The following is a 13,208-nucleotide window of genomic DNA, read 5'->3' as shown; positions in this document are numbered from 1 at the left end:
TCCTGTCGCCGTCAAAACGACCAACCGTCGACATCGCCAATGAATGCGCATACAACGCTTAAAAGAAAACCATCCCACAACCTCAAGAACCCAATCACGAAAAATCGCTATCCCCCACCGCCCACAACAAGGCCCCAACACCATGCTCTATCGCCTGGCCGCCGATACCCTGGTCCTGCTTCATCTCTGCTTCATCCTGCTGGTCCTGTTCGGCGGCCTGATGGTGCTTTGGCGCCACCGCGCCCTGTTCATTCACCTTCCCGCCCTCGCCTGGGGCCTGGCCGTGGAAGGCCTGCACCTGCAATGCCCCCTCACCGACTGGGAAAACCACCTGCGCCGCGCCGCCGGCGACGCCGGCTACCCCAGCGGCTTCATCGAACACTAGATCTGGCCACTGATCTACCCCGCCGGCCTGACCCCACAGATCCAACTCTGGCTCGGCGCCGCGGCGCTGGCCATCAACCTCGGCATCTACGCCTACGTATTACGGCGCCTAGCGCGTCGCCACCACGAATAAGCGCGGGAACGGCAACAGCACCTTGCCATCGCTGGCCGGCGGATAATCGCGCTGCATGGCCTGCAGATACAGCTGCAGGAAATCCCCCTGCTCCTGCTCATCCAGCCGCGCCAGGTACGGCCGCAATGCCGAGCCCTTGAACCACTCCACCACCGCCTCGGCACCGCCGGCCAACGGATGGTGATAGGTCGTGCGCCACACATCCACCCGCGCGCACAGCGGGCTCAACAGGTCGTAGTAGAACGCCGCGTTATGCCGCGGCGGCAAGCTGAAATCAGCGAACTTGGCAGCCCAAGGCCCGCGGCTGGCAATCTCGCGCAGTTGCCGGTGGGCCGGCTCATCGAGGTTGTCTGGCGTCTGTACCGCCAGGCTGCCACCCTCGCTCAGTTGCCGCACCAGGTGCGGGTACAGGCTGCCGTGCTCCGGCACCCATTGCAGCGAGGCATTGGCGAGGATCAAGTCCTGCGGTTCCTGGGCCGTCCAGCTGGCAATATCGGCGATTTCGCAACGTACCCGGGGAATGCTCAGGCGCGGGCGTTGCCGGGCCTTGTCGATCATGTCGGCATCGCTGTCCAGCGCCGTGACCTGGGCATCGGCATGGCGTTGCAACAGCACCTCGGTGGAGTTGCCCGGGCCGCAGCCCAGGTCGGTGGCATGGCGTACCGGACGCGGCGGCACGGCGGCGAGCAGGTCGCGCACGGCGCGAGTACGTTCATCTTCGAACAGCGAATACTGGGTGGCGGACCAAGCCATGGACAACGCTCCTTCGGTGGCGGTGCGCCTAGCATACGCCATCGCCAGGCCTCACTGCGCGACAGCTCGGCAACCGACCCGTATGCTCAAGCTCCATCCCGCACGCCGAAGGTCCTGATGAAAACCACCCTGGCTGTCATCCTCCTCGCCCTGGTCGCCGCCTCCGCCCTGCTCGGTTCACCCTGGATGAGCCAGCGCTTCGACCTGGCCGACCTGCGCACCACGGCCAGCCAGCAGCTGTCGCGCCACCTGGACGATGGCACGCTGCTGGTGCTACAGGCCAACAGCGCCGTCGACGTGGAGTACGACGGCCAACAACGGCGCGTCACCCTGCTCGAAGGCCAGCTCGCGGTGGACGTCGCCGATGACGACCCGCGCCCGTTCCTGCTGGTCACCGAGCACGGCACCCTGGCCACCCACGACGCCCAGCTGTCACTGAGCCGCCAAGGCGCACAGACCAGCGCCGACCTGAGAGCCGGCAGCGCCGAACTCGACAGCGCTGGCCAACACCTGCAGCTGCATGCCGGGCAAACGGTGCATTTCGACCGCGCCGGGCCGCGCACGCCATGAACGAAAACGGCCGGGCCCCCTGCAGGGCCCGGCCGCGCTATAGCTCAATACCGCTTAATGCGTCTTGGCGCCACGCATCTGGTGCACCACGCCCATGGCCACCACGATCGCCGCGGCGATACCGGTGGAAATCACCAGGATCTGGTAGTCCGGCATGAACGCCATGGTCACCAGCGCGGCGATGATGAACGCAATCACCAGGTAGGTCAGCCACGGGAACAACCACATCTTCAGGCGCACTTCCTTGCCCTCGGCAATCAGCTTGCGGCGCATGCGCAGCTGCGAGAAAGCGATCACCAGGTACACCAGCAAGGCAATCATGCCGGTGGTGTTCATCAGCGTTTCCAGCACATCCTTCGGTCGCAGGGTCTCGCTGAAGTTGATCAGCGCACAGAACACCGCCACCAGGCACGAGCCGATGATCGCGTTCACCGGCACCCCGGTACCGGTGCGGGTGAACTTGAACAGGCGCGGCGCATCGCCACGCTGAGCCAGCGAGAACAGCATGCGCGAAGCGGTGTAGTGGCCGGAAATCAGGCAACTGCTCACCGAGGTCAGCACCACGAAGTTCATCAGCAGCTCGGCATAAGGCACGCCCAGCAGCTCGAGGGTACGGCGGTAGGCGCCATAGCCGGAAACGCCCAGTTGCGGGTCGTTCCAAGGTACCAGGCAGACGATCAGGAAGATCGAGCCGACATAGAACAGGCACACCCGCCACACCACCGAGTTGGTGGCCTTGACGATCTGGGTGGCCGGGTCCTTGGCTTCGGAGGCGGCAATGGTGACGATCTCGGCACCGAGGAAGGCGAACATCACCCCCAGCAACGCGCCAATCACCGTGGTGATGCCGTTGGGCATGAAGCCTTCGGCGGTCAGGTGGCTGATACCGCGTACCTCGCCGAACTGCCAGACATTCATCACCGCCGCGGTGCACACCACCAGGAAACAGACGATCGCCACCACCTTGATCAGCGCGAACCAGAACTCGAACTCGCCGTAGTGCTTGACGTTGAAGAAGTTGACGGTGATCAGCAGCAAGGTCGTGGCCAGCACGAACACGTTGACGCTTACATCGGGGAAGAAGCCGTGCAGGATCTTGCCCGCCACATAGGCTTCCCAGGCCATCAGGATCACCCAGTACCACCAGTACAGCCAGCCGATGGTGAAGCCGGCCCAGCGCCCGATGGCTCGGTCGGCGTAGGTGGAGAACGAGCCAGTGTCGGGCGATGAGGTGGCCATCTCGCCGAGCATGCGCATGATCAGCACCACCAGGATGCCGCCGGCCAGGTACGCCAGCACGGCTGCCGGGCCGGCGCTGTGGATCACGCTGCCCGAGCCGACGAACAAGGCGCCGCCGATCACCCCGGCGATGGACATCATCGTCAGGTGGCGCGACTTCAACGAGGCGCTGAGCTTGCTCTCGTGCCCGTCCTTCGCGGTGGTGGATGTGGATGTAGCTTCCATCAGTCAATTACCCCGTGCTTCTTTTTATCCAAGGAAAAACTGTGAAACCCCGATGGCTATCGGACTCACCTGTACATCAGTGCGGGCAGGGAGGTGTGCGATGCACACGCAGGCCATCCGTGGCGGCCTGCTTACGCGGCCAGGGTCATAACCCTGGTCGAACTGAACCATGCTGGGGACGGGCGCTGGGCGCCCGGCCTCGGGAAAAGAGGGTGCGAGACGAGGCTCGACTGAGGTGCAGCGATATTGTGCTTATTCATGGCGCTGTCGTGTGCTGTGTTGGCGATTTCTGACACGTAATGTAAAAATGTCGAACACTTTGAGCCATGCACAGCGACATGATTTACGCACTGCACTGTACAGGTCGCCCATGCAATACACCTGCGATGCCCAGCAGACGCTTGCCGTCTGACACACCTGAAGGCCCCTGAATGCTCCAGCTACATCCGGACTCCGCCACCCCGCTGGTCAACCAGATCATCGACGGGCTGCGCGCGCTGATCGATGCCCAGACCCTCAAGCCCGGGGCAAAGGTACCGTCGATCCGCGCCTTCGCCGCCACCTATTCGGTGAGCACCTTCACCGTGGTCGAGGCCTACGACCGCCTGGTGGCCCAAGGCCTGCTGGTAAGCAAGGGCAATGCGGGGTTCTTCGTCAATCGAGCGGCCAACGAGCTACTGGACAATCACAGCCTCGAGACCGATACCACCCGCCCGACCTTCAACTCCGAGTGGTACCTGCAACAGATCTTCGAAATCCGTCAGCTTGCGCACAAACCCGGTTGCGGCTGGCTGCCCAACGAGTGGATGTACGAGGAAGGCCTGCGCCGCGGCTTGCGCCAGGTGGCCGGCAGCCCGCTGGAGCTGTCTGGCTACGGCGACCCCATGGGCCTGCCCGAATTACGTGCGTTGACCGCGCAGAACCTGCAACAGGAGCTGTCGATCGTCGCCAATCCAGCGCAACTGATGCTCACCCATGGCGCCAGCCAGGCCCTCGACCTGGCCGTGCGCACCCTGGTGCGCCCCGGCGACGTGGTGCTGGTGGACGACCCTGGCTACCCCAATCTGATGAGCATCCTGCGCACCCAGGGCGCCACCCTGGTAGGCGTGCCGCGCACCCCGGCCGGCTACGACCTCGACCAGCTCGAGCGCCTGCTGGCGCACCACCGCCCTACCGCGTTCTTCACCCAGCCGCACCTGCACAGCCCGACCTGCTCGCGCACGCCGCTGGCGCAGTTGCACCGCCTGCTGCAACTGGCCAGCCAGCACGGTTTCCGCCTGGTGGAAAACAACCTCTACGCCGACATGATCGCCGAGCCCCAGCCCTGCCTGGCCAGCCTCGACCACCTGCAACAGGTGGTGTACGTCGGTAGCTACTCGAAAAGCATCTCGCCCAACGTGCGGGTCGGCTACCTGCTGGCCAACCCTGAACTGACGCAGCAGTTGCTGCACCTGAAGATGCGCTCGGGGCTGACCACCTCGCAGGTGATGGAGCGGGTGGTGTACGCGGCGATCATCGATGGTCGCTGGCGCAAGCACCTCAAGCGCCTGCGCCAGCACCTGGCCGAGGCGCACCAGGAGGTGGGCCGGCACCTGCATCGGCTGGGCTTCGAGCTGTTCATCGAGTCGGACGAAGGCATGTACATCTGGACCCGCCACCCGGCGATTCCGGACAGCGCGGCGTTGCTCGACGATGCCTTGGAGCAAGGCATCATGCTCGGGCCTGGGCAGTTGTTCATGGTCGATGCCCAGGCCACCGGGTGGATGCGTTTCAACGTGGCGTTCAGTACCGAGGTGTCGATGTGGGAGTTGCTGGAGAAGGTGTTGGTCAAGCATGTGCGGCGGGGGTGATTTTAATTATCCGGAAGCGGCGCTGCATTGATGTCTCGAGGCAAGCTATTTCCTATTTCCTATTTCCTATTTCCTAACTCCGATCCTGTCCAGAGCTCCCACTCATACAACTAGCGACTAGCTGCGTCAGTGCAGGCGCCACCCGTAACTTCGCGACTTCAGGAGGCCGGGAACCCGGAGCGAAGCGTAGGGCCGGATGAATGGAGCGCAGCGTTTTTTGGTTACTTTTTGTCGCGTTTGACAAAAGGTGACTACGCGTCGATATAGCAAATGAATGCGCTTACAACTTTTAAAACAGACGCAGACCGCCTTTAACTTTAACTTTAACTTACACAGCGTGCGTTTCGAAAGTTATATGCGCATTCATTTGCGATGGTGACGCACAATCACCTTTCCGCCCTTACGGCGGGTCCCTTTTTGAAGGATCAAAAAGGAACCAAAAAATCCTCGCTCCATTCATCCGGCCCCTACGCTTCGCTCCGGGGTTCCCTCGCTCCGTTCTTGCTCCCGTGGGGACCGCGCTGTACGCCCCATCCTGGGGCGCAGCGCTCGACGGCCATCCATGGCCGTCGCCCCACTACGCAAGAACTCCACTCGGCCTCCTGAAGTCGCAATTTGTGTTGCCTGAACTATCGCGCGCTTAGAAGCAACAGCAACAGCAACAGCAACAGCAACAGCAACAGCAACAGCAACAGCAGATAAAAAGTAGAGGTATCGGAAGCTTATTAAACCTTATGACAATCATCGAAAAGTGGCACGACGGGCTTATTGCTCGCAGTGAAGGCTGGAGCCTGCTAAGGCGCAAGCACAGCCGCGGCATAAAGCACTCGCCAAGCGCCACGTCTAGGTGCACCCTGATGCTCTCGCACACAAGGACCAGCAACGTTCATGGCGAAATGGCTAGACGGCGGCGGGCTCATGGCCGAGCGCATCCGCAACCACGATTGGAACAGTACCCCGCTGGGTCCACTGCACACCTGGCCCGAAGTGCTCAAGACCAGCGTCGCCCTGTGCCTGGGCTCGCGCTTCCCGCAAGCGGTGCTATGGGGCGAGCAATTGATCACCCTTTACAACGATGCCTTTACCCCGATCCTGGGAGACAAGCCCCTGGCACTGGGGCGGCCATTCAGCCAGGTATGGCAGGAAGCCTGGAGCGACATCGCCAGCCTGGCCCAGCGCGCGCTGAACGGCGAGGCGGTGTACATCGAGAACTTTCCCCTGGTGATCGAGCGCCGGGGCAACCCGGAACGCGCCTACTTCACCTTTTGCTACAGCCCCATCCGCGACCATGACGGCAAGGTGGTGGGCATGCTCGATACCGTCACCGAGACCACTGCCAACGTAGTCGCCAACCAGCGCTTGAGCTTCCTCGACAGCGTGGGGCGGGCCGTGGCCGATGCCACCGACCCGGAGCGGATCATGGCCACCACCACCCGCCTGCTCGGCGAGCATCTGCAACTGTCGAGCTGCGCCTACGCAGTGATGGCCGCCGACGAGGACGGTTTCACCATCTGCGGCGACTGGGTAGCCCCCGGCTCGCCCCGTCTGCTCGGCCAGTACCGCCTGGCCGATTTCGGTGGCCTGGCGGTCAGCCGCCTGCGTGCCGGCCTGCCCCTGGTGATCGATGACAACCTGGCGCAATTGCCCACGCGCGAGGCCGCGACCTTCCAGGCCATTGGCATTACCGCGACCATTTGCATGCCACTGGTCAAGAACGGTCGCCTGACCGCGCTGATGGCCATTCACGACAAGGTACCGCGCAGCTGGAGCCAGTACGAACAGACCCTGATCAGCGAAGTCACCGAGCGCTGCTGGGCGCATATCCAACGGGTCCAGGCCAACGCCGAGGTGCGCGAGGCGCTGCTCGCCCTCGAGGCCCTCAACGCCACCCTCGAGCAGCGGGTCGAGGAGCGCACCGGGCAGTTGCTGCACACCGAGGCCATCCTGCGCCAGACCCAGAAACTCGAAGCCATCGGCCAGCTAACCGGCGGCGTGGCCCACGACTTCAACAACCTGCTGACCATCATTCGCTCCTCGCTGCACTTCCTGCAGCGCCAGGACCTCGACGAAACCCGCCGCAACCGCTATTTCAAGACTGTCTCCGACACCGTCGAGCGCGGCGCCAAGCTGACCGGCCAACTGCTCGCCTTCGCCCGGCGCCAGGCCCTGAACCCGCAGGTTTTCGAGGCTGGGCCACGGCTCGAGGCCATGGCCGACATGCTCGACACCGCCACCGGCGCGCGTATCCAGGTCAGCCTCGAGCTGCCCGCAGCCCCCTGCCACGTGCATGCCGACCTGGGCCAACTGGAGACGGCGGTGATCAACCTGATGCTCAATGGCCGCGATGCCATGGCCGGCGCCGGTACCTTGCGCCTGCGCCTGGAAGCCAATCGCAGCCTGCCGGGCCTGCGCGGCCAGCCCGCGCAACAGGGGCCGTTCGCCGCCATCTCGGTGATCGACAGCGGCGTCGGCATCGCCCCACACCTGCTGGAGCGCATCTTCGACCCGTTCTTCACCACCAAGGCGCCGGGCCAAGGCACCGGGCTTGGGCTGTCGCAGGTGTTCGGCTTCGTCAAGCAGTCGGGCGGCGAGGTGCAGGTCAGCAGCACTGAAGGCCAGGGCACCACCTTCACCCTCTATCTGCCGCAGGTGCCCCAGGCCGCGGTCCAGGCCGACACGCACGACGCACAGCCCATGCCGCCAGGCGAGCGACGGCGGATCCTGGTGGTGGAGGACAACCCGGATGTCGGCAGCTTCACCGCGCAGATCCTGCTCGATCATGGTTACCAGATTCGCTGGGCGGCCAGCGCCGAAGAGGCCCTGGCCCAGATCGCCGCCGACCAGGCAGGGTTCGATGCGGTGTTTTCCGATGTGGTAATGCCGGGGATGGGCGGGCTGGCCCTGGCCCGCCAGCTACGGCAAAGCCATCCAGGGCTACCGGTGATCCTCACCTCCGGCTACAGCGAGGCCATTGCCGAGGGCGGCCACCAGGGCTTCGCCTTCCTGGCCAAGCCGTATTCAGCCGAGCAGGTATGCAGGCTATTGAACGAGGTGCTGCAGGCAGACAACGCCCCCCTGTAGGAGCCGGCTTGCCGGCGAACCAGGCGCTGCGGTGTTTGAAAGATGGCGGCCTCATTTCAAGATTGCCGGGGCCAGGCCAGCCCTGCAGCATCAACCCCTGGCACGCAACAGCTGCTCCAGGCTCTGCGCCAGCTCATCCTGACGGAACGGTTTGCGCAGCACCTCGAAACCATGTAGCTCGCGCGGCGTCAGGTTGGCATAGCCGGTGATGATCAGCACCGGCAGCTCCGCCAGGCGCTCGCGCACCTGTTGGGCGAAACGCACACCGGTCATCTCGGTCATGACATGGTCGGTCAGCAACAGGTCCGGGCGTAGCCCCTGGTCCAGCAGGGCCAACGCCTGCAACGGCCCCTCGGCCTCGCTCACCGCATACCCCAGGGCCTGCAACTGCATCTGCGTGGCATGGCGCACCAAGGCTTCATCATCCACCAGCAACACCCGCCGCAACCGGCCTGTCCGGGGCACCTCGGCAGGCGCGCTGGCCACCTGGGGCGCCTCACCCACCGGCAGCCACAGGGTCGCTTCGGTGCCCTGCCCGACCCTTGAATGAATTGCGAAACCGCCCCCGGACTGCAACGCCAGCCCTTGCACCATCGGCAAGCCCAGCCCGGTGCCGCGGCCTACCCCCTTGGTCGAATAGAACGGTTCGACGCAGCGCCCCAGGACCTCCTCGCTCATGCCGCAGCCGTTATCCTCCACCTGTAGCCAAACCTGGAGCCCAGCCAGGGGGTGGGGCGCCTGGTGGCCATCGTCTTCACCCAGGCCTGCGCAAATGGTCAATTGGCCGCCTTCGGCCATCGCATCGCGGGCGTTGACCACCAGGTTGAGCACGGCCAACTCCAACTGGTGCGGGTCCACCAGCACCCCGGGCAAAGCCGTGTCGATACGAATGCGCAGGACGATGGTCGGCCCCAGCGAACGGGTCATCAGTTCGTGCATGTCCTCGATCAGCGTGGCCAGCGAGACCACCAAGGGTTTCAAGGTTTGCCGCCGGGCGAAGCTGAGCAGCCGCCCGACCAGGTTGCGCGCCCGCTCCGCGGCCTGCAGGCCGCCGTCGATCAGGCGCTCGGCGCGCTCCGGCTGCGGATGCCGGCGCAGCAGTTCGAGCGAGGCGATGATTGGCGTCAGCATGTTGTTGAGGTCGTGGGCGATACCGCCGGTGAGTTGGCCGATCATTTCCATCTTGCGCGCCTCATGCAACTGCAGCAGGGCAGACTCGCGCTGGGCCAGCATGCGCGCCACACGCTCCTCGAGGTTCTCGTTCAGCGCGTGCAGCGCGCGCTCAGCACGGGCATGGGTCAGCGCCGCCCAGACCTGCTTGGCGGTCTCCTCGACCAGCAGGCACTCATCCTCGACGAACAGGTGCGGGCCATGGAAGTGCACCGCGAGCATCGCCTCCAGGCGTTCGGCGCGCAGCACCGGAACATGCAGGCTGGCGCCCAGCTGCGGCGCATCGGCCAGGGGCTCGTGACGCACCAGCTGGCCGGCCAGCAGCGCGCCGTACAGCGCCGGATCAAGGCTGGCGTAAGGGTTGTCGCCAACCAGCGAAGGCACGCCAGCGGCCCACTCCTGGCTTACCCGGTAGTGGCAGGCATCGCCCAGGTCCTCACCGAAGCATACCCGCGCCGCGCCCAGTTCCTCGCCCAGGCGGCGGATCGCGTGGGCCTCGATGCGCTCGGCATCGCCCAACCCCGGCAAGGCCTGATGCAGCTCCAGCAAAAAGGCCTGGCGGCGCTGGAAGCGCACCCGTTCGGTGGTGTCGGTGACGATGCACAACACCCCGCCGACGCTGCCGTCGGCCTCGCGTACCGCCGAGTAGGACACATCGAAATAGGTCGTCTCGCCCAGGCCCTGGCGTTCGATGTAGAACGGCCGGTCCTTGGCGGCGAACGTCGTGCCGGTCTCACGCACGCCGCGCAGCAGCGGCTCGAGGTCGCCCCACAGCTCGCGCCAGTTTTCCTCGGCCGGCCGCCCCAGCGCCCGCGGGTGCTTGATACCGATGCTCGGCCCGTAGGCATCGTTGTACAGGGCAATGTACTGCGCCCCCCAGAACAGCACGATCTGCGCCTGGGCCGGCAGCAGCGTGGCCATGATCGCCTGCAGCCCCGGCGACCAAGCCTGTGGCGGCCCCAGGGGCGAATCACGCCAGTCCATGGCGCGCAGCAGGCCACTGACCGCGTCGCTGCCCAGCAGGCAAGGCGGCGGTGACTTCAGGTTGACAGTTTTGCTCTGCTGGCGCGTTTTCATGTCTCGGTCGTCCCGGGCACGTTGCCATCCATGAGGGTAAGAAATCACCCGCTGGCAAAACGTTCCCTTGGCATCACCGCGACATTCAGTGCCGCCCTTCGGCCAGCATGCGCAGGGCCAAACCGGCCAGCACGGTGCCCATCAACCAGCGCTGCAGTTGCTGCCACAAGGGGCGTCCGGCGAGGAAAACGGCAATGGAGCCGGCCATCAAGGCGATCAGCGCGTTGACCGTGACGCTGATAGCGATCTGGGTAGTACCCAGCACCAGCGACTGCGCCAGCACGCTGCCGTGGCCCGGCTCGATGAATTGTGGCATCAGCGACAGGTACATGACGGCGATCTTGGGGTTGAGCAGGTTGGTCAGAAAACCCATGGCGAACAACCGGCGCGGGCTGTCGGCCGGCAGGTCGCGTACCTGGAACGGCGAGCGACCGCCGGGGCGCAACGCCTGCCAGGCCAGGTACAGCAGGTACAAGGCACCGCCGATGCGCAAGGCGTCATAGGCAAACGGCACCGCCATCACCAGGGCGGTGATGCCCAGCGCGGCGCAAAGCATGTAGAAGATGAAGCCCAGGGCCACCCCGCCCAAAGAAATCAGCCCTGCCACGCGGCCCTGACAGATGGAACGGGAGATCAGGTAGATCATGTTCGGCCCAGGCGTCAGGACCATGCCCAGGCTGATCAGGGCGAACGCTAACAGGTTGCTGGTTTCGGGCATCATGCACATCCTTGTTGTTGTGAGTGGGGCAAGTGTATCCGCAGATGAACCTGCCTTGAAACGCTTCGCTGAGCCCGGTAACCTTGCGCCGCTGCTGTAAGTCCAGCAGCCGGGTTTGGTAGCCCGCGATCAATCAAGGCGCACTAGCGCCGCTCTGCGATTCAGTTGGCGCTTTTTTGTGCCCGCTGCTTCGATTATGGCGGCTGTGCGTGGGGCGCCTTCGTGCGCGCCGGTTTCCTTGATTCCCGGTCTACCAACCTGCGTACAGCCGTCACCATTCGTTTGGTAGCGATTTGTGGCGGCTCCATTGAATCAAGGAGCGACACAATGACGAAAGGTCTACCCGATCCCCCTTCCCGCGCCACCACGGCCCCTTGCAGTTTCGGCAATTGCGAGTGCAGCCACCCGTCGCTGTTCGCCGTGCGCGAGGGCGTCGATCTCGAAGATGCCCTGGTGCACCTGTCCACCCTGCTCAAGGGCGCGTTCGCCACCAACCTCAAGGCCATGGAACTGGCAAGCGGCACCTGCCAGGACTTGCTGATGGCCAACGACCATGGGCTGGATGCCGCCAAGGCGGTGGTCGAGGCGTTGCTCGATGGGGTGGAGATGCAACAGGTGGCGCCGGCTCCATAACGCGTTGGATCGCGCCTAGGCCAACTGCCCTACCACCAAGCCCAGCGCAATCGCGATCATCACCACCCCCGACACCCGCCCGACCAGCCGCGCCGCTGCCGGGCGGGTGCGCAACACCGCCTTGGCGCCATAGCCCACCAGCAGGTAGATCACCAGCGAACTGCACAGGTGCACCAGCCCCAGCAGCAGGATCTGCAGCGGCAGTGGCCAGCTCGATTGCGGGTCGGTGAACTGCGGCAGCAACGCCAGGAACAACAGGAACACCTTGGGGTTGAGCCCGCTGACGCAGAACCCCTTGAGCGCCCAACGCGAGCCGCTGTCGCCCTCGCCGCTGGCCCCCGCCTCGGGCACCGCGGGGTTGAGCAGCAGGTTTCCGCCCAGCCACAGCAAGTACAGGCAACCGGCCAGGGTCAGCAAGGTCAGTGCCAGCGGATGCCCGGCGATCAGGCTGCCGACGCCGGCGGCGACGATCAGCGTGGCGAGAAAATGCCCGGACAACATCCCCGCCACCGCCGACCCCACCCAACGGCCACGCATGCCGGCGGAGATGGCGTAGGCCCAGTCGGCGCCCGGGGTGATCACGAACAGGAAGGAGACGGCCCAGAACGCCGCCAATACACTCATGGCCACTTCGATGGTTTCCTTTCACAACGGTTTTTAGTGAAAGCAAGATTACGGATATCACCGAGGGACTTTCTTTCGTATATTGCCCATCCAAGGCAAAAACACGGAAGAATCTTCCCCATGGACCGTACCGATCGAAAAATCCTTGCCGAGCTGCAAAAAGACGGTCGCCTGTCGGTGACCGAACTGGCCGATCGTGTGGGCCTGAGCCTGTCGCCCTGCCACCGCCGGCTCAAGGCCCTGGAAGAATCCGGCGCCATCCTCGGCTACCACGCGCGCCTGGCCCCGGCCGCGCTGGGCCTGAACTTCGCCGCGCTGGTGTTCGTGACCCTGCGCGAGGTCACCCGCCAACCGGTCGCGGACTTCGAGGCGGCCCTGGGCGAGATCGCGCAGATCGTCGAGGCACAGCGGCTGTTCGGCGACCCGGACTACCTGCTGCACGTGGTGGCCAAGGACCTGCCGGCGTTCCAGAAGCTGTACGACGAGCAGTTGACCAGCATCCCCAACGTCAAGCGGCTCAGTTCGACACTGGTGATGAAGGAGGTGATCCAGGACCGGGTGTTGCCGATGTAGGCGCGGCCTTGCCGAGGCGTCGGAGCGGTCGGAAAGGGCTGCAAAGCAGCCCCGGCCCTCTTGAATTCAAACCGTCAGATTCCAACCACCGCGCGCCTGGTTCACCGGCAAGCCGGCTCCTACAGGGGTCACGCTAAATCAATGAGGTGCGGTTTGTTCCATGAGCGCAGCCAATGTG

Annotated in this window: 10 protein-coding genes and 1 pseudogene; 6 read left to right on the top strand and 5 right to left on the bottom strand. The window is 64.5% G+C overall.

Going from position 1 to position 13,208, the window contains the following annotated elements:
• Positions 1-142 precede the first annotated feature (142 nt).
• Positions 143-517: pseudogene (locus E3U47_RS24445) on the top strand (DUF2784 domain-containing protein).
• Here E3U47_RS24445 and tam read toward each other — a convergent pair.
• Positions 494-1,270 carry a trans-aconitate 2-methyltransferase gene (gene tam, locus E3U47_RS24440; protein WP_134694140.1) on the bottom strand — a complete coding sequence of 259 codons (777 nt, stop codon included), beginning with the start codon at positions 1,268-1,270 and terminating at the stop codon, positions 494-496. The pseudogene E3U47_RS24445 and the gene tam sit on opposite strands and share 24 nt — an antisense overlap.
• A 117-nt stretch (positions 1,271-1,387) precedes the next feature.
• On the opposite strand from tam, the gene E3U47_RS24435 reads away from it, so the two are divergent.
• Positions 1,388-1,840, top strand: a complete 453-nt coding sequence (locus E3U47_RS24435; protein WP_167659534.1) for a FecR domain-containing protein — start codon at positions 1,388-1,390, stop codon at positions 1,838-1,840.
• A gap of 54 nt (positions 1,841-1,894) precedes the next feature.
• Here the strand turns inward: E3U47_RS24435 and E3U47_RS24430 are convergent, their stop codons facing one another.
• Positions 1,895-3,304, bottom strand: a complete 1,410-nt coding sequence (locus tag E3U47_RS24430) for an amino acid permease (protein ID WP_134694138.1) — start codon at positions 3,302-3,304, stop codon at positions 1,895-1,897.
• 431 nt (positions 3,305-3,735) lie between these two features.
• On the opposite strand from E3U47_RS24430, the gene E3U47_RS24425 reads away from it, so the two are divergent.
• Together E3U47_RS24425 and E3U47_RS24420 are read left to right on the top strand one after the other, a co-directional pair.
• On the top strand, positions 3,736-5,154 hold the full coding sequence (locus tag E3U47_RS24425; RefSeq protein ID WP_134694137.1) for a PLP-dependent aminotransferase family protein: 1,419 nt from the start codon (positions 3,736-3,738) through the stop codon (positions 5,152-5,154).
• Positions 5,155-6,042: 888 nt separating this feature from the next.
• On the top strand, positions 6,043-8,235 hold the full coding sequence (locus E3U47_RS24420) for an ATP-binding protein (RefSeq protein WP_134694136.1): 2,193 nt from the start codon (positions 6,043-6,045) through the stop codon (positions 8,233-8,235).
• A 90-nt stretch (positions 8,236-8,325) separates the two neighbouring features.
• On the opposite strand, the gene E3U47_RS24415 is transcribed toward E3U47_RS24420, so the two are convergent.
• Together E3U47_RS24415 and E3U47_RS24410 are read right to left on the bottom strand one after the other, a co-directional pair.
• Complete coding sequence (locus E3U47_RS24415; RefSeq protein ID WP_134694135.1) at positions 8,326-10,482, bottom strand: ATP-binding protein; 2,157 nt, start codon at positions 10,480-10,482, stop codon at positions 8,326-8,328.
• Positions 10,483-10,567: 85 nt separating this feature from the next.
• On the bottom strand, positions 10,568-11,200 hold the full coding sequence (locus E3U47_RS24410) for a LysE family translocator (protein ID WP_134694142.1): 633 nt from the start codon (positions 11,198-11,200) through the stop codon (positions 10,568-10,570).
• Positions 11,201-11,611: 411 nt separating this feature from the next.
• Here E3U47_RS24410 and E3U47_RS24405 point away from each other — a divergent pair, with 411 nt between their 5' ends.
• Positions 11,612-11,833: a hypothetical protein gene (locus E3U47_RS24405; protein ID WP_134694141.1), complete on the top strand. Its 222-nt coding sequence runs from the start codon at positions 11,612-11,614 to the stop codon at positions 11,831-11,833.
• A 15-nt stretch (positions 11,834-11,848) separates the two neighbouring features.
• Here the strand turns inward: E3U47_RS24405 and E3U47_RS24400 are convergent, their stop codons facing one another.
• Positions 11,849-12,463 carry a LysE family translocator gene (locus E3U47_RS24400; RefSeq protein WP_134694134.1) on the bottom strand — a complete coding sequence of 205 codons (615 nt, stop codon included), beginning with the start codon at positions 12,461-12,463 and terminating at the stop codon, positions 11,849-11,851.
• A gap of 114 nt (positions 12,464-12,577) precedes the next feature.
• Here E3U47_RS24400 and E3U47_RS24395 point away from each other — a divergent pair, with 114 nt between their 5' ends.
• Positions 12,578-13,030 (top strand): Lrp/AsnC family transcriptional regulator, encoded by a 453-nt coding sequence (locus tag E3U47_RS24395; protein WP_134694133.1) that lies wholly within the window; start codon positions 12,578-12,580, stop codon positions 13,028-13,030.
• Positions 13,031-13,208: the final 178 nt, after the last annotated feature.

Origin of the sequence: Pseudomonas sp. RIT623, assembly GCF_004519305.1 — a bacterium.
Classification (GTDB): domain Bacteria; phylum Pseudomonadota; class Gammaproteobacteria; order Pseudomonadales; family Pseudomonadaceae; genus Aquipseudomonas.
This window is presented reverse-complemented; position numbering and strand designations above follow the sequence as displayed.